Origin of the sequence: Streptomyces sp. NPDC001536, from assembly GCF_042894505.1 — a bacterium.
GTDB lineage: Bacteria > Actinomycetota > Actinomycetes > Streptomycetales > Streptomycetaceae > Streptomyces.
In genome coordinates this window covers 364810-381409 of the sequence record NZ_JBIAVQ010000002.1, presented here as the reverse complement: position 1 = coordinate 381409, position 16600 = coordinate 364810, and the positions used below count along the sequence as shown (strand labels likewise).

The 16600-nt window shown below is 71.9% G+C and carries 15 protein-coding genes and 1 pseudogene; 5 read left to right on the top strand and 11 right to left on the bottom strand.

Annotation, left to right across the window (positions count from 1 at the left end; translation table 11 throughout):
* Positions 1-14 precede the first annotated feature (14 nt).
* The 7 genes and pseudogenes from ACFY0U_RS06895 to ACFY0U_RS06865 all read right to left on the bottom strand — a co-directional run bounded on the left by ACFY0U_RS06895 (position 15) and on the right by ACFY0U_RS06865 (position 7437).
* On the bottom strand, positions 15-98 hold the full coding sequence (locus ACFY0U_RS06895; RefSeq protein ID WP_310591794.1) for a putative leader peptide: 84 nt from the start codon (positions 96-98) through the stop codon (positions 15-17).
* Positions 99-225: 127 nt separating this feature from the next.
* Complete coding sequence (locus ACFY0U_RS06890) at positions 226-798, bottom strand: GNAT family N-acetyltransferase (RefSeq protein WP_388631345.1); 573 nt, start codon at positions 796-798, stop codon at positions 226-228.
* A gap of 62 nt (positions 799-860) precedes the next feature.
* A complete protein-coding gene (locus tag ACFY0U_RS06885) occupies positions 861-2126 on the bottom strand; it encodes a hypothetical protein (protein WP_388631343.1) in 1266 nt (421 codons plus the stop codon).
* A gap of 152 nt (positions 2127-2278) precedes the next feature.
* On the bottom strand, positions 2279-3568 hold the full coding sequence (locus tag ACFY0U_RS06880; protein ID WP_388631340.1) for a GAF domain-containing protein: 1290 nt from the start codon (positions 3566-3568) through the stop codon (positions 2279-2281).
* Positions 3569-3872: 304 nt separating this feature from the next.
* Positions 3873-5507 (bottom strand): acyl-CoA dehydrogenase family protein, encoded by a 1635-nt coding sequence (locus ACFY0U_RS06875; protein WP_388631337.1) that lies wholly within the window; start codon positions 5505-5507, stop codon positions 3873-3875.
* A gap of 216 nt (positions 5508-5723) precedes the next feature.
* Positions 5724-7255 (bottom strand): annotated as a pseudogene (locus ACFY0U_RS06870) (amino acid adenylation domain-containing protein); the annotation flags it as partial.
* Positions 7252-7437 carry a hypothetical protein gene (locus ACFY0U_RS06865; protein ID WP_388631335.1) on the bottom strand — a complete coding sequence of 62 codons (186 nt, stop codon included), beginning with the start codon at positions 7435-7437 and terminating at the stop codon, positions 7252-7254. The pseudogene ACFY0U_RS06870 and the gene ACFY0U_RS06865, both read right to left, overlap by 4 nt.
* 420 nt (positions 7438-7857) lie before the next feature.
* On the opposite strand from ACFY0U_RS06865, the gene ACFY0U_RS06860 reads away from it, so the two are divergent.
* On the top strand, positions 7858-8997 hold the full coding sequence (locus ACFY0U_RS06860; RefSeq protein ID WP_388631332.1) for a YihY/virulence factor BrkB family protein: 1140 nt from the start codon (positions 7858-7860) through the stop codon (positions 8995-8997).
* A gap of 129 nt (positions 8998-9126) precedes the next feature.
* Here the strand turns inward: ACFY0U_RS06860 and ACFY0U_RS06855 are convergent, their stop codons facing one another.
* Entirely contained in the window at positions 9127-9960 is an 834-nt protein-coding gene (locus tag ACFY0U_RS06855) for an NmrA family transcriptional regulator (protein ID WP_388631329.1), read from the bottom strand.
* An 80-nt stretch (positions 9961-10040) separates the two neighbouring features.
* Between ACFY0U_RS06855 and ACFY0U_RS06850 the strand changes: the two genes are divergently transcribed.
* Entirely contained in the window at positions 10041-11015 is a 975-nt protein-coding gene (locus tag ACFY0U_RS06850; RefSeq protein WP_388631327.1) for an AraC family transcriptional regulator, read from the top strand.
* A 70-nt stretch (positions 11016-11085) separates the two neighbouring features.
* Positions 11086-11772, top strand: a complete 687-nt coding sequence (locus ACFY0U_RS06845; protein ID WP_388631324.1) for a helix-turn-helix domain-containing protein — start codon at positions 11086-11088, stop codon at positions 11770-11772.
* Here ACFY0U_RS06845 and ACFY0U_RS06840 read toward each other — a convergent pair.
* Together ACFY0U_RS06840 and ACFY0U_RS06835 are read right to left on the bottom strand one after the other, a co-directional pair.
* Positions 11755-12207, bottom strand: coding sequence for a VOC family protein (locus tag ACFY0U_RS06840; RefSeq protein WP_388631322.1), 453 nt, complete (start codon positions 12205-12207; stop codon positions 11755-11757). The genes ACFY0U_RS06845 and ACFY0U_RS06840 overlap by 18 nt on opposite strands.
* Positions 12208-12229: 22 nt before the next feature.
* The gene (locus tag ACFY0U_RS06835; protein WP_388631319.1) at positions 12230-12862 is read right to left on the bottom strand and encodes a VOC family protein; all 633 of its coding nucleotides are present in this window, start codon (positions 12860-12862) and stop codon (positions 12230-12232) included.
* 148 nt (positions 12863-13010) lie between these two features.
* On the opposite strand from ACFY0U_RS06835, the gene ACFY0U_RS06830 reads away from it, so the two are divergent.
* Positions 13011-13661 carry a ThuA domain-containing protein gene (locus ACFY0U_RS06830; RefSeq protein WP_388631316.1) on the top strand — a complete coding sequence of 217 codons (651 nt, stop codon included), beginning with the start codon at positions 13011-13013 and terminating at the stop codon, positions 13659-13661.
* Between the two features lie 94 nt (positions 13662-13755).
* A complete protein-coding gene (locus ACFY0U_RS06825) occupies positions 13756-15414 on the top strand; it encodes a serine/threonine-protein kinase (RefSeq protein WP_388631313.1) in 1659 nt (552 codons plus the stop codon).
* A 29-nt stretch (positions 15415-15443) separates the two neighbouring features.
* On the opposite strand, the gene ACFY0U_RS06820 is transcribed toward ACFY0U_RS06825, so the two are convergent.
* Entirely contained in the window at positions 15444-16487 is a 1044-nt protein-coding gene (locus tag ACFY0U_RS06820) for a LacI family DNA-binding transcriptional regulator (RefSeq protein ID WP_388631311.1), read from the bottom strand.
* Between the last annotated feature and the right edge of the window lie 113 nt (positions 16488-16600).

The window sequence follows — 16600 nt, the reverse complement described above, 5'->3', positions numbered from 1 at the left end:
GACGCTGCGGCTCGCTAGCGCGCCGGACAGATGGCGCTGGACATGCGGCCGAGGTCGACGTGCCGCCGACTCACCAAGGCAATTCCAGTTCCAGACATGACGGAAGCGTGTCACGGCGATCTGGACACAGTCCAGCTTCGTCCATCATGCGGACACCCTTGTCCCGAAGGGTGAGACAAGGGTGGTCTCGATCACATACGGTGCGCGGAGTCTTGTCCGCGCAGGTCAGGCCGGGTAGGCGCCCGGCCAGGGCCCCGGTGCGGCCACGTCGGGCTCCTCCTCGACCTTGGTGTCGAAGAGCTTGAAGCCCCGGCGCAGATAGTTGTCCATGGCGTGCTCGCCGTCCAGGCTGCACGTATGCAGCCAGACCCGCTTCGTCGGCGCCAGCCCCGGCCAGCGGTCCGCGAGATCCCAGGCGCGGGCGGCCCCGTACGACAGCAGGTGCCCGCCGATCCGGCGGCCCCGGAAGGCCGGGATCAGCCCGAAGTAGACGATCTCCACGACCCCGTCGTCCTGCGGCTCCAGCTCCACGTACCCCGCGGGCGTGCCCCGGTCGTACGCCACCCACGTTTCCACACCGGGCCGGCCCAGGTGCTCCTCCCACCGCGCGTACGTCCAGCCGAGCCGGTCGATCCAGCGGATGTCGCCGCCGACGGAGGCGTACAGGAAGCGGCTGAACTCGGGGGAGGGGACCTCGGAGCGCACGATCCTCAGATCGCCGTCCGGCCCGGCGGCCGGGAGGACGTCGCTCGGGTCGGTCTGTTCCAGGGACCAGGTGGTCACGGGGATGTTGGCCATGTCTGCCAGGGAACCATCCGGCCCGATGATCTGTCGAACGCCCCGCGATCCGCCCGCGGGCGTCAGTCCAGCGCCCGGTCCACCGACGCCAGCGGCAGCGCGAACAGCACCCGGCCCGACTGGGACCAGAGCTCGCCGGTCGCCTCCCAGTAGGAGAAGGACTCCGCGTCGGTGCTCCAGCACTGGCGGCTCTCGTCCGTGCCGCAGCTGGCGGCCGCCGCGCCGGTCGCGCTCTGCCACCACAGCGTGCCGTGGTCGCCGTCGGTGTCCGCGGCACGGCCGAGGTACCAGTCGGCGCCGTACGACAGCACGGCACCGACGCCGGGCGCCTTCGTCTCGTAGGCCTCGTTCACGCGCGCGTACCCGGCGGGGTCCGTGGAGAGGAGGCCGGCGCGGTCGGAGGCGGCGCTGAAGTCGTAGCGCCACAGCCGGACGTCCCGGTCGTCGTCCGTGGAGACCCACTCGCTCGCGACCAGGCTGTCGGGGGAGGTGCTGCGGTCCAGGGAGAGATAGTCGGGCTGCGCGGCGGTCTTCCCGCCGGCCAGGCCGTAGGTGCCGACCGCGGGCAGGACCCAGCGGTTGCCGTGCGCCGCCCAGCCGCCGTCCACCCGGCCGACGGCGGGGCTGTCCACCGTGGCGCGCTGGACGCGGTCCATGTCGTACACGTACAGGCCCTCGGCGGCGGTCACCAGCAGCTTGTCCTGGTACCAGACCATGCCGGAGACCTGGGAGTCGAGGGCGCGGTAGTCGCGGCCGCCGTCGACCGGGACGGTGAGCAGGACCCAGGAGTAGGCGGGGCGGTCCAGGTCGTTGGCGTCGATGAACGCCACCCGGGCCAGATCATGGGCGCCCTGCGACCAGGCGGAGAGGATCACCCGGTTCTGTCCCCACAGGCCGTCGTCGTCCGCGTCGCCCGAGGTGGTGACCGCGCCGGCCTGCCAGGAGCGGGTGTCGGCGGCGTCCCAGCAGTACGCGCGGGTGGCGGCCGGCTCGACGGGCAGCGCCTGGCGCTCGGTGGCGGAGCAGTCGGCGGCGGTGCGCAGGGTGTGGTCGGCGCTGTCGAGGACGGCGCCGACGCCGACCGGTTCGCCCATCGCGGAGGCGAGCCGGTCGAGGGTGCGCTGCGGTTCCAGGTGCTCGCGCAGGCGCAGTACGTCCGTCTCGGCGGAGGTGGCGAGCGGCTTCAGCGCCCCGGGATCGTCGGCGACCGTGGCCTGCGAGGCACTGATCATCGTGGCGGCGGCGGTGAGGGCGAGGGCGGTCCCGGCCAGGAAGGCACGTGCCGCTCTGCCCCGCTTCTGCCTGCGGTGTCTGCCGCGCTGCGTCATGTCGTCCTCCCGAGGCGGGCCAACTGCGCCTGGTGATCCGTACGTTGACCAAGGAGCAGGTGGGGTGGCCCGTAGAGCGATGCTACGGCAGTCGGGCCCCGCCGGTGACGAAGAACCTGCAAATATGCGAAAGATGCCGCCTGTTGGGTGTCTCAGGGCAGGTGTGCGGACAACCGTTTGCCGGTCACCGCGGGCGCCGTCGAGTGCGGCAGCAGGTCGTGCGGGTCGTCGGGACGCAGGACCTCGACCTCCGCGCCCTCGCAGAAACGATAAGGCCGGTGTTCCAGAAGTCCCCCGAGATACCGGCGTACCCGGGACATCTCCGCGCGCACCGTCACCCTGCGCTCCGGGTCGCCGAACATGTCCTCGGCCAGGCCCGCCGCACTGCGCCCGCCCCGGTGCACGGCCAGCAGATACAGCAACTCGGCGTGCCGCGGACTCAGTTCATGGCTCCACGACCCGGCGATCCCGGACACCGTCACCGACCAGCGGCGCGGCTGCGACAGATCCAGCACGATCCGGGTGGCGCCCTCCGGCACCGGCTCCGCCACCGCCCGCACCAGCCAGCCCCCGGCGAGCGGCTCCACCGAGCACAGGCCCAGCGTCGGCAGCCACCGTCGGCCCGCCCTCAACGACTTGGGCAGCCCGATCCGGTTCTGGTACGGCATCCCGCTCACCGCGGCCGTCCAGCCGTCCCCGTCCACCACCAGGGCCCGGCCGCCGAGCCGCGCCAGCACCGGCGCCCCCACCGCACGCAGTTGCTCCAGGGAGGCCTGGTGCAGCTCCCGCAGCCGGGCCTCGGCGAGCTTGGCCACCGAGTCGACCCAGGCGAGCGTGGCCGGGTGCATCGTGTCCAGCGGCCCGCTCACGTCCACCACACCGATCAGCCGGCCGTCCCGCGGGTCCGTGATCGGCGCCCCGCTACAGGTCCAGGAGGTCTGCGACCGCACGAAGTGCTCGGAGGCGAAGACCTGCACCGGCCGGCGGGCCACCACCGGGGTGCCGATGCCGTTGGTGCCGATGACGTTCTCCCGCCAGTCCGCGCCGAGTTCGAAGCCGGTCCCGTCGGCCTTGCGCAGCACCGGGGAACTGCCCTCCCGCCACAGCACCCGGCCCTCCTCGTCGGCGACCACCATGATGTGGTGGGCGACGTCCGCGACCGACAGCAGCCCCTGCCGCAGCACCGGCAGCACATGCCGCAGCACCGAGGTCTCGCGCCGCCGCTGCACCTCCTCCAGGGACAGCAGCCCGGTCCGGAAGTCATGGTCGGGATCGACCCCGCTGCGCAGCATCCGGCCCCAGGACTGCTCGATCACCGGACGGGGTGCGAGCGGGGCGCGCTGCCCGGAGAGGGCGGCGGAGCGCATGTCGCTGAGCACCCGTGCCGCACGCGCCGCGTCCACGGCGGCGAGCTGGGTGACGTCCGTCGGCGAGTGCGCCACGGGATCCTCCCGGATGAGGGGCTGATGAAGGACTTCGGACAACCGGTTCCTCGTCGCCTTTCGGCCACATGCGCGACGCCCGTCCTGACTGTTCGTCTCATAGTGCCTTTCGGGCCTCGCGGAGGGACACAGTCCGGCCACAGTCAGCAGCAAGTTGCAACCCCCTGCAACCCTGGTGGACGGCCAGGGCTTGTTTGAAACTTGAGCGACGCCGTCCCGAGCGGCGTTCGCGGCCTCGAACGGGCCACGGTGGGGGTGGTGCCGTGTCGGCGCAGCACCACCCCCTCCCTACCGGGGGCAGGTCTCAGGCCTGCGGCCTGGACCTGTCCACCACCGACGCCAAGTCCAAGGTCGAAGGCAGGGTGCCGAACGCTGTGCCTGCGTCGCCGCCCAGGCGGGACGCGCAGAACGCGTCGGCCACCTCCGGTGGGGCGAAGCGGACCAGCAGTGAGCCCTGGAGCACGAGAGCGAGCCGCTCGGTGAGCCGGCGGGCCCTTGCCTCGATGCCCTCCAGATCGGCCAGTTCCGTCAGCAGGTCCTTGATCGCGCCGTCGAGGCGGTGGTCGGCGCCGCGGGCCTTGCCGACCTCCTGGAGGTAGGCGTTGAGGGCGAGGGGCTCGCGTTGCAGGGCGCGCAGGACGTCCAGGGCCTGGATGTTGCCCGCGCCCTCCCAGATCGAGTTCAGCGGGGATTCGCGTACCAGGCGCGGCATGCCGGAGTCCTCGACGTAGCCGTTTCCGCCCAGGCACTCCGAGGCCTCCAGGGCCACCGCGGGGCAGCGCTTGGTCACCCAGTACTTGGCGGCCGGCACCGCGATCCGCAGGAAGGCCCGCTCCTGTTCGCCGCCGTCGTCGTAGGCCGCCGCGAGCCGCAGCGCGAGGGTGGTCGCCGCCTCGGACTCCAGGGCGAGATCGGCGAGAACGTTGCGCATCAGCGGCTTGTCGACGAGCTTGCCGCCGAAGGCCTCGCGGTACGTGCAGTGGTGGACGGCCTGAGTGACGGCCTGCCGCATCAGACCCGCCGAACCGAGCACGCAGTCGAGCCGGGTCGCCGCGACCATCTCGATGATGGTCCGCACGCCCCGGTCCTCCTCGCCGACCCTGCGGGCCCAGGTGCCGTCGAACTCAACCTCGGCGGAGGCGTTGGAGCGGTTGCCGAGCTTGTCCTTGAGGCGCTGGATCTCGAACGGGTTGCGGGTGCCGTCGTCCAGGACGCGCGGGACGAGGAAGCAGGTCAGGCCGTCGGGAGCCTGGGCCAGGACGAGGAAGCCGTCGGACATGGGGGCCGAGCAGAACCACTTGTGGCCGGTCAGCTCGTAGGCGCCGTCCTCGGCCAGCGGGGTGGCCCGGGTGGTGCCCGCCCGTACGTCGCTGCCGCCCTGCTTCTCCGTCATCCCCATGCCGAACAGGGCGCCCGCCTTCTGGTGCGCGGGCCGCAGTTCACGGTCGTAGACCATCGAGGTCAGCCGGGGCTCCCACGCCTCGGCGAGGGCGGGGTCCGTGCGGAGCGCGGGGACGGCGGCGTGGGTCATCGACAGGGGGCAGAGGTTGCCGGCGTCGACCTGGGTCCAGATCAGGAACGCGGCGGCTCGGCGGACGTGGCCGGCGGGGCGGGTCCAGGCGGCGGTGAGGCCGGCGGAGACGCCCTTGCCGAGGAGGCGGTGCCAGGCGGGGTGGAAGTCGACCTCGTCGACGCGGTGGCCGTAGCGGTCGTGGGTCCTCAGACGGGGTGGGTTCTCGTTGGCCTGTGCGCCCCATTCCTGGACCTGGGCGGAGCCGGACGTTTTGCCCAGCGCGGCCAGCTCGCCGCGCACCTCGTCCAGGAGGGCGGGATCCGTGTGGCGTTCCACGGCCGCCACCAGGGCTTTGTCGGCTGTGTAGACGTCGTGGCCGATCAGGGGTGGGGGCTGGTTGGTCACGGTGTGCGTGGTGCCTGCCATGTTTGCGAACCTACCCGGTGGCGGGGGAGCGATGTACTTCTCCGGGTGCGGGTCCGTCGTGGTCGATCGCGCTGGCGCGGCGGCAGCCGCACATCGATACAGCGCCTCGCCCCCTTACCGGGCGCTGTCATCAGGCCTGCCGATTCAGACTCCGGAAGGCCGAGCGCGGATCGCAGGTCAACGGACGTGCTCCCCCGCGTCGACCGGCGCCGACCCGCGGAAGCCCCGGATCTTCACCTGGGTGTCCGGCGGCCGAGGAACTCCAGCTTCCCGTCGGGCAGCCAGCGCCCGTGGACCCCGCTGCGGTACAGCCGCTCCCCGGGCCGGTACGGGTCCTCGGTGAACGCCGCCTTCGTGCGCTCGGGATCGTTGACGTACCCGCGGCCCACGCACACCCCGGAGAAGACGATCTCGCCGGGCGCGCCCAGCGGCACCGGCACCAGCTGCTCGTCGACGACGTAGATCCGCACGTTCGCGATCGGCCGTCCGAGTGGCACCCGGGCCTCGTCCGGCACCCGGTCCATGACCTCGTGGTTGGTGTCGTCCGAGGTCTCCGTCAGACCGTAGGTGCTGACGAGCGGGATCCCGGTCCGGGCCGCGAACCAGCGCTCCACCAGCTCCTTCCTCACCGCCTCCCCGGTCACCGACACCCGGCGCAGATGGGGCAGTTCACGCGGCCGCCGCTCCCACTCGGCCAGTACCGCCTCCAGATACGACGGCACCACCTGGAGCACATTGACCCGGCCGCGCTCGATCGTGTCCACGAACCGCGGCACGTCCAGGATCGTGTCCTGTCCGACCAGCAGCGTCCGTCCGCCCACCAGCAGCGCGGCCAGCAGCTGCCACAGGGAGGTGTCGAAGCGCTGCGGCGCGGTCTGTGCGACCACCTGCCCGGGGCCGATGTCCAGGTCCTCCAGTTTGGCGAGGACGTGGTTGAGGAAACCGGCGTGCTCGCACATGGCGCCCTTGGGTTCGTCCGTGGAGCCCGACGTGAAGCAGATGTAGGCCAGTCGGTCCGCCGCGACGGGGACACCGAGGTCGGTGTCGGCGTGGCCCTCCTCGTAGGCGGCCGCCACCGAGTCCTTGGTGAGGACGAGGTCGTAGTCCGCCCGGGACAGGATCGCCCTGACGCGCCCGGCAGGGAAGTGCGGCTCGATCGGCAGATACACACCGCCCGCCTTGAGGACGCCGAGCACGGCGGCCGGCCAGTCGAGGTTGCGCTCCATGATCACGGCGACGACGCCCTCGGGCCGCAGTCCGTGCTCCAGCAGGGCCCGGCCGATGCGGTTCGCCCGGGAGTTGAGTTCGCCGTACGTCCACTGCCTGCCCTCTGCCACGACGGCCACGGTGTCGGGGTGGGCCGCCGCCCGCTCCTCGAACAGCTCGTGCACCCGCCGGTCCGGCAGCGCGCGTCGCGGCCCCGCCAACTCCTCCAGCTGGAAGTGGAGTTCGGCCTCGGACAGCAGGCTCCGCCGGACCGGTGCGGTGAGCGCGGCCAGGTGGTAGCCGGCGATCCGGGCGGCGGCCTCGCGGTCGAGGACGTCGGTGCGGTAGCGCAGGCGCAGCACGCCGCCGGTCACGGCGACGTGGAGCACGCTGTCGTCGTGGTCGGCACAGAAGCCGGCGAGCACCTTGTCATGGGCGGCCCGTACGGCCGTCGCGTCCACCGACAGGCCTTCGGGCAGCGGGAGTTCGTACACCGCCGTGCCGGGCCTCGGGTCGCGGGTCCAGTGCGGGATCGTGTTCACGGCCTTACCTCCCCGCCGCCGATCGAGGCACCGTCGTCGAGGCCGTAGGAGCCGAGCCGGCGGCCGAGTCCGGCGCGCTCGCGCAGACGGTCGACGAAGAAGTGGCTGTCGGGCGGTGCATGGTCCACATGGACGACACCGGCCTGGACTTCTGCGAGAACATGTTCAGTGCCGTTCGGCACGAGAGCTCCTCGGTGATTGGTGCAGTTCCCCGGGGGCGGTGAGAAATGCGGTGCGACATGTTCTGGAAGTGCGGGGAGTGGCCGCGGAAAAGGGCGTGTCACACGCAACGCGGCTGGAAAGGGCCATGGTCAGTGACCCGTGAATTCCCCCGTGTGTGTGCGCCCGAGTGATCCTCGGCATGCGCGACGAATGCAGTCAGGATTGTTTCGGCGGATTCATGAACACTTCAAGAGATTTCCGGTCATTGGCCCATTTCCGGACCCTGGGAATTCCCGGATCAGGGTGTTCACATCGGTGACCGAACATTTCGGCCAACGAGGACATGACAGGAAAACGGTTCGAATCGCCTAGGTGCTCACACAGGCCCGGTGGCCACCCGGGGGATGAGCGCAGCCTCCCGCGACGGATACCTTTAGGGCGTGCAGCCAGCAAGTGAATCCCCCCAGCGGCCCCCCTCCGGCCGCCTCCACCGGGCGCGTGCCCTCTATCGGGACGTCTCCAAGCGCAGGACCGCCTGGCTGCTGATCAAGGACACCGTCAATTCGTGCATGGAGTACCGCATCCTGGGCCTCGCGGCCGAGGCCGCGTTCTTCACGCTGCTGTCCGTGCCGCCGCTGCTGCTCAGCATGATCGGCCTGCTCGGCTACGTCGACGACTGGACCGGCACCGACAGCATCAGCAGCCTTGAGGCCAACCTCCTGGAGGCCTCGCGCACCGTCCTGTCCGACAAGGGCGTACGGCAGATCGCGCAGCCGATCCTCGACGACGTGATGAACGGCGGCCGTCCCGACGTCATCTCCATAGGCTTCCTCTTCGCCCTGTGGTCCGGCTCCCGCGCGGTCAACGTCTTCATCGACACCATCACCGTCATGTACGGCCTCGACGGCGTCCGGGGGATCGTCAAGACCCGCCTGGTGGCGTTCCTGCTCTTCCTCGCGGCCCTGCTGATCGGCTCCATCGCGCTGCCGCTGATGGTCGCGGGACCGGACGCGGTGGTACGGATCGTGCCGTGGTCGGAGACCCTCGTGCAGATCCTGTACTGGCCGGTGGTGATCGTCCTGTCGATCGCCTTCCTGACCACGCTGTACCACGTGTCCGTCCCCGTCCGCTCCCCCTGGATCGAGGACGTGCCCGGCGCGCTGGTCGCCCTCGCCATGTGGGTGCTCGGCAGCTTCCTGCTGCGCATCTACCTCACGAACACCATCGAGGGCGCGTCGATCTACGGCTCCCTCGCCGCCGCCGTCGCCGTCATGCTGTGGATCGGCGTCTCCGCCTTCGCCGTCCTCGTAGGCGCCGCGGTCAACGCCGCGATCGACCGTGTCTGGCCGGCCGCCGCGACGGCGGCGGCCCGCGCCGCGAACGAGAGGGTCCGCGAGGCGCAGGTCGCCGAGTACGTCGCCCGTGCCGCGGCCCACCGCGACATCGACCCGGAGGACCCCGACATGCCCTCGGAGTTCCCGGAGCGGTGGTCGCGGTTCCTGCCACCGGAGGACGTGACGTCGAGACTGCGGACGCACGTGAAGAGCACGCATCCGCCGCACAAGGAGGACGGTTCCTAGAGGTCTAGAGGTGTGGGGTGGCCGGGGGAACCTCAGGGGCGCGGGACTGTATCGGTGCGCGGCTCCGCCGCGGGGCGCGACCGGCCACGAACGACCGGCACCCGGCAGCGCTCCCGCACCCGCGTGGCGCTACCCCTTCCACACCCCCGCCGCCGCGGCCTCCCGTACGAAGTCCCCGAACTCCCGAGGCGCACGCCCCAGCACCTCCCGGACCCCGTCCGTGAGACGCGCGTTCCGCCCGTCGAGCAACCCCTCGAACACCTCCACCAGGAACTCCGCCTCCTCGGGCGGCACCCCGAACCCCACCAGCGCCTCCCCGTACTCCCGCGCCGCAACCGGGATGTACACCAGTTCCCTCCCGGCGGCCTCGGCGATCTCCGCCACCGCCTCCCGGAACGACAGCAACCGGGGCCCGGTGAGCTCCAGCGTCCGCCCCACATAGGCGTCCCCGGACGTCAACGCCACCGCCACCACATCCGCGATGTCCCGCACGTCGAGGAACGGCTCCGGCACCTCACCCGCAGGAAACGCCAGCTCCCCCCGCCGCAACTCCTCCACCAGCGGCCCCTCACTGAAGTTCTGCGAGAACCACGACGCCCGTACGACCGTCCAGTCCGCCCCCGACGACCTCAGCGCCTCCTCCGTCGCCAGCGCCTGCGTCTCACCCCGCGCCGACAGCAGCACCAGCCGCCGTACGCCGAGTCCGACCGCCTCCCGGGCGAGCGCCCCGATTGCCTCGGCCGCCGCCGGGGAACCGACGTCGGACGGGTACATCAGATACGCCGCGTCCGCGTCCCGCAGGACCTCCGCCCAGGTCGTCGGGTCCTCCCAGTCGAAGCCCTGGGCCCGGGACGCCGCCCGCACCTCGAACCCCGCCGCCCCTACCGCCTGAGCCACCCGGCTGCCCGTACGACCCGAGGCGCCGGTCACCACCACTGTCTGCTTCGCCGTGTTGTCTGCCATGCCTCCAGTCAACGGCCGCACGCCCCAAGACCCCATCGCTGAACGGCTCATTCCCATACGCGGCCGTCTACGCTGGCCGCATGGACGCTCTCGCAGGCCTCTTGGAGGGCCCCCGCGCGCGGGGCGCCTTCATGATCCGAGCGTGTTTCGAACCCCCCTGGTGCGTACGCATCGAGGACCGTGCCCCCCTCACCGTCATGCTCATGATCCGCGGCGAGGCGTGGATCATGCCGGACGCCGGAGAGCGAAGCGAGATGGGGATCCCCCCGGCCGAAGGCCGGGGGAGGGTCCGGCTGCGCGCCGGCGACCTCGCCATCGCCCGCGGCCCCGACCCCTACACCTGCGCCGACGACCCCGGCACGGCACCGCAGGCGGTGATCCTGCCGGGCGCCGAGTGCCACTACCCCGACGGGCGCGCCCTGAACGGCTCCATGGACCTGGGCGTACGCACCTGGGGCGACCGGCTCGACGGGTCGGCCGTGATGCTCATCGGCACGTACCTGTGGCAGGGCGAGGTCAGCGGAAGGCTCCTCGACGCGCTGCCGCCCCTGCTCACGCTCACCTCCGACGTGTGGGACTGCCCGCTCACGCCGTTCCTCATGGAGGAGATCGTGCGCGACGAACCCGGCCAGGAGGTCGTCCTCGACCGGCTGCTCGACCTGCTGGTCATCGCGGCACTGCGGGCGTGGTTCTCCCGTCCCGAGGCGGCGGCACCGGCCTGGTACCGGGCGATGGCGGACCCGGTCGTCGGGCGGGTGCTGCGACTCGTCCAGGACGATCCGGCACACCCCTGGACGGTGGCGTCCCTCGCGGCGAAAGCCGGGGTGTCCCGGGCCGCGCTCGCCCGGCGGTTCACGGAGCTGGTGGGGGAGCCGCCGATGACGTATCTGACGGGGTGGCGGCTGGCGTTGGCGGCGGACCGGCTGCGGGACAGCGACGCGACGCTCGATGCGATCGCCCGGCAGGTGGGGTACGGGAGTGCGTTCGCGTTGTCGAGTGCGTTCAAGCGGGTGTACGGGGTGAGTCCGCAGGAGCATCGGGGGAGGCCGGCGTAGGAGCGTCGGCGGGTGCGGGGCCTGGGTGGTGGCTCGCGCCCGTGGGTGGGTGCCGCCTAGCCTGGTTCTCATGTACGCGGAGTGGGCCTCCCGGCTCGACGGTGCCGTCGTCTGGACCAATACCCCGTCCGGATCCGGCCCCGGGCGCGTTCTGCCCGACGGGTGCATGGATCTGCTGTGGCACGAAGGGCGGCTGCTTGTCGCCGGGCCCGACACGCGCGCGTACGTCACCGAAGGCGCGCCGAGCGCATGGGCGGGAGTTCGCTTCTTTCCCGGTACCGCGCCCGCGCTCCTCGGCGTTCCCGCCCGCGAGCTGCTCGACCGGCGCGTCGACCTCGCCGACCTCTGGCCCGCCGCCGAGGTACGGCGGCTCACCGCGCGCGTGAACGCGGCCGCTGATCCGGCGAGCGGGCTCGAAGAGGTCGCGTTGGGACGGGCGGCCGATGCCGAACCCGGCGATCCTCTGCTACGACATGTCGTGGAGGCCCTCGACGCGGGCCGGCCGGTCGCCGCCACCGCCGACGAACTCGCCCTCGGCGCCCGCCAGTTGCACCGCAGATGCCTCACCGCGTTCGGGTACGGCCCCAAGACCCTGGCCCGGGTGCTGCGGCTCCAGCGGGCGCTCGGCCTGGCTCGGCGCGGAGTGCCGTACGCGGACACGGCGGTGCGCGCAGGCTTCGCCGACCAGGCTCATCTGGCGCGGGACGTCAAGGAGTTGGCCGGTGTGCCGCTGACCGAACTACTGGGCCGGGGGTAGCGGCGCGAACAGGTCGACGCCGTTGCCGTCCGGGTCGAGCAGGCTCGCGTACCGCTGGCCCCAGACCGCGTCCCACGGCTTCAGCTCACCGTGGTGACCGGCGCCCACCAGCTCCTCGTAGACCGCATCCACCTCGGCGGGACTGTCACAGCGCAGGGCAAGCCCCGTGCGACCGCCGCCGGTCGGCGGCCGCCAGCCCGCGTGGAAGGAGCGCACCACCTCCTCGGTGTCCAGCAACATCCGCAGCCCGCCCGGCAGTTGAGCCTCGACATGCCCCTCCTGCTCGGCGCCCTCGGGGAACTCGAACCCCAGGCGGCGGTAGAAGGCGACGGAGGCGGCCATGTCGGAGACGATCAGACCGATGGCATCGAAACGTGGAGTCATGCGGCCACCGTAGGCAGCACGGGGGCGGCCGGTCTTGAAGGAATCGGACATGTCGTCGCGATGCTGCCCGCCGTCAGTCGAAGCGGACCGGCCCCAGCGGACTGTCCACCGTGAAGGAGAGCCCCACCGGCCCCTCGGTGACGGTGAGTTCGGTGTCCAGCGCCGCAAGCAGCACGCGGATCTCGTCCGGGTCGGGCGCGGTCGCGGACAGCTCCAGCAGGGGAGTGGCGGGCAGGCCGGAGGCGGAGGGGTGGACCGCGGTGCCCCAGTCGATGAGGAACGGCACCAGACCGGAGGGGTGCTGGGTCTCGCCGTCCGTCAGCCGCCACTCCAGCAGGGTGCCGTCCGGTCTGCGACGGCTCATCGGATGCACCGCGCCCGGGTCGTACCCCCGGGCCCGGGCGGCCGCGACCGCCGCGTCCAGGTCCGGCGGACTGATCGCCCAGGTCACCGTGCGGGGCGTGGCCAGGGTGTCCACGTCGAAGGGGCGCGGCCCCTGCGGCTCGGGCTGCTCCGGGTCCGGGCCGACGATCTCCAGATAGCCGGTGCCGCCCAGCGACACCAGGTGGTTGCGGGTGCCGAACCCGATGTGCACCCCGCCGGGAGCGGGCGCCACACCGGTCCGCCGGGTGAAGTCGGCGACCGTCGCCGCCAGATCGGGAGTTGCGAGGACAAGGTGGTCAAGTCGTGCGGGAATGGTGTTCATCGTGCAGTCGAGGCTACGCAGACCGGCCTCCGGGATGGAACACCTGAGCGGCGGCCGGTCGCCGCTCGGGGTGTCGAGTGGCTGAGCGAAATTCTCGGCTCGATCACTTCAGCGGGACCTGGACCGCCCGCGGCATAGGGTCGCCGACATGGCACCTCGACTCCTCGTCTACACCCGCACCACCGACTACCGCCACGACTCCATCCCGGCCGGCATCGCCGCCGTACGCACCCTCGGCGGCTTCGAGGTCGACGCGAGCGAGGACCCGACGGCACTGGAGTCACCCCTGGAGCGGTACGCCGCGATCGTCTTCCTCTCCACCAGCGGCGAGGTCCTCACCCCGACAGGCCGCGAACGCCTCGCCAGGTATGTCGAGTCGGGCGGCGGCTTCGTGGGCGTGCACGCGGCGGCCTGCACCGAGTACGACTGGCCTTACTACGGCGAACTGTTGGGCGCCCGCTTCGACCGGCACCCCGACTACCAGCCCGGCAAGGCCGTCGTCGAGGACCACGAGCACCCGGCCACCCGACACCTGCCCGCCGTATGGGACTTCACCGACGAGTGGTACGACTTCCGCACCAACCCCCGTGGCACGGTACGGGTGTTGGCCCGCGCCGACGAGTCGTCCTACGACGGCGGTGGCATGGGCGCCGACCATCCGCTGGTGTGGTGCCGCGAACAGGGCGCGGGCCGGGTCTTCTACACGGCGCTGGGCCATGCCGCCGAGGCGTATGAGGACCCCGACTTCCGGGCGCATCTACGGGGCGGGATCGGGTGGGCGGCCCGGTTGGAGGGTTGAGGTCCCGACCCTGGTCAGCAGTCACAGAAAACCCTTTAGGCTGCTGTCGTCGCACGGGTGATCGGATCGGCGCGACAGGGGAGCAGGGGGACAGGTGAACAACGCGGCTGACGTGTTCCAGCCACTTCAGGTGGAGGATCCGCCCGTGGTGGCCGGTTACCGTCTCGCCGCCCGGCTCGGCGCGGGTGGCATGGGTCGGGTCTATCTGTCGCACACGGCGGGCGGCCGACCGGTGGCGATCAAGGTGGTACGTCCGGAGCTGGCCGACGACCCGGACTTCCGGCGGCGCTTCGGCCGGGAGATCAAGGCGGCCCGGCGGGTGCGGGGCGCCTACACCGCCGAGCTCATCGACGCCGACGCGGACGCCCGTCCGCCCTGGCTGGCCACGCTCTACGTCCCCGGACCTTCCCTCGCGGAAGCCGTCCACCGACGCGGCCCGCTGCCGGTGCCGGCGGTGCTGTGGCTGATGGCGGGCGTGGCCGAGGCGCTCCAGGCGATCCACGGCGAGGGGATCGTCCACCGGGACCTGAAGCCCTCCAACGTGCTGTTGGCCGCCGACGGCCCCCGGGTCATCGACTTCGGTATCTCCCTGGCCGCCGACACCACGGCGTACACGGCCACGGGAGCCGCCGTCGGCACACCGCAGTTCATGGCCCCCGAGCAGGCGGTCGCCGGCGAGATCACACCGGCGACGGACGTCTTCGCGCTGGGCCAGACCGCGGCCTTCGCGGCCCTGGGCTCACCGCTCTACGGCGACGGCCCCTCGGCCACGATCCTCTACCGCATCGTCCACTCCGACCCCGACCTGTCCCGGCTGCCGGAGTCGCTCCGGCCGCTGATCGAGCGGTGCCTCGCCAAGGCCCCCCAGGACCGGGCCACCCTCGCCGAGGTCGTCGAGTGGTGCCAGCAGCGGCTCGGCCGGGACGCGGATGCTGGCGGCGGACCGGCGGTGTGGCAGGAGATCACAGGGCCCGAGGTGGCCGTCCCGGCCCCGGTCCCCGACCCGACGCCGGTCCACACGATGCCGCTGATCGCCCCGGCGCGGGCGACGGTACCGGTGGTGCCGGAACAGCGGCGGGGGCGTCGTCGTACGGCGCTGATCGCGGGCGGGGTTGTGGCCGCGGGCGCGTTGCTGGTGACGGGGCTTGTGTGGAAGGCCGGGGGAGGGGCGGACGGGGCCGGGGGGCTGGGTCCGACCACGTCTTCCTCGACGCCGGGTGCGACGGCTTCGGGGCGGACGGCGGGGGCGTCGGCGTCGGCCGGGGCGGACACGGAGGTCGAGGATGCGGCGGAAGAGGCGCCGAGTTCCTCCTCGGCCTCGACGTCCGCCGGGCAGCCTCGGGCGATATCGGCGGACGTGCCCCAGATGCTGACCGAGAAGAACTCCCTGTACCTCCATGACGGCAAACGCCCGGCGACCCGCGAGGACCGCAAGGGCGACGTCCGCTTCACCTGCAAATCCGTCGGTTGCACGCTGCAGAGCGACGACAGCTTGATCGTCCAGTACATGGCCGAGGAACCGGGTACCACCTTGGGGGACTGCCGTTGGATCCTCGGTGGCGCCGAGGACGAGGGCGGCGAGATCTACCAAGACTTCCCGCTGGCCGCCGCTGCCGCCGGCAGCGAGTTCTGCGTCAGGCACCCCTCCGGAGACATCGCGTTGCTCGTGGTCCAGGTGAAGAACACCGCGCTGTGGGACACACCCGGAATCAGCTCCCTGACGGCGGACGTGACGGTCTGGCGGGCCACGTAGATCCCCGTCAGGGACCCGCCGACCCACCCCTACCCCCGAGGCCGCCCCGTACTGGCCCGCTCCACCAACCGCGTCGACAGTTCCGTCCGCGTCCCCTCCGGCCGCTTCCCCTCCATCATCCGCACCAGCAGCCGCGTAGCCGTCGCCGCCATCTCCGACAGCGGCTGGCGGACGGTGGTGAGGGCGGGGCTGGCCCAGCGGGACTCGGGGAGGTCGTCGAAGCCGACGACGCTCAGGTCGTCCGGGATGCTCAACCCCCGTTCCGCCAGGGCCTCGTAGACGCCGAGGGCCATTCGGTCGGAGCAGACGAAGACGGCGGTGGGCGGCTCGGGAAGGTCGAGGAGTTCCCGCATGCGGTCGCGGGCGACGGACTCGTCGAACCCGGCGTGGCGTACGTACTCCGGCCGCTGCCGCACCCCCGCCGACGCGAGCGCCGAACGGTAGCCGGCCACCCGCGCGGTGCTGCACATCTTGCGCCGGCTCACGGCGATCACCGCGATCCGCTCATGGCCCAGTGCCAGCAGATGCTCGGTCGCGGCCATCCCGCCCTGCCAGTTCGCCGCACCCACCGACACCACGCCCGCGGGCGGTTCCAGCACGGGGTCGATCATCACGAACGGGATGCGGTGCTGCTCCAGCCACGCGTACTGGGATGCCGTCAGCTCGGCCAGATTGAACAACACCCCTGACGAACCACGGGCGATGAGCTTGTCCAGCCACCCCCGCTCCGGCCGCCCGCACCGTCGGCGGGTCAGCCCGGCCGACACCACCACCTCCAGGCCCGCGTCGTGCGCGGCCTCCTCCACACCGTGCAGCACCGCCCCCGACCAGGAGCTGTTGAGCGAGTGCACGACGAGGTCGACCAGCGCCGGCGGCTTCGCCGCGTCGAAGCGGGGTCTGCGGACATAGCCGAGCCGGTCCAGGGCCTCGGTGACCCGGCGGCGGGTCTCGGGAGCGACGTCCTCCCGCCCGTTGACGACCTTGGAGGCGGTGGGCACGGACACCCCGGCCTCCCGTGCCACGACCGCCAGCGTCGGCCCGGCCGCCACGCTCGCACTCCCCGTACGGACCATCGGGAACCACCTCTCCGGCCCGCCCGAGGGCCATGGAAAGTATTCGACCAAGGCGGATAGTAAGCGCTTCCTACCCTAGGTTCGCCGCGGAAAGTCGGGAAGAGGCCGAGGGG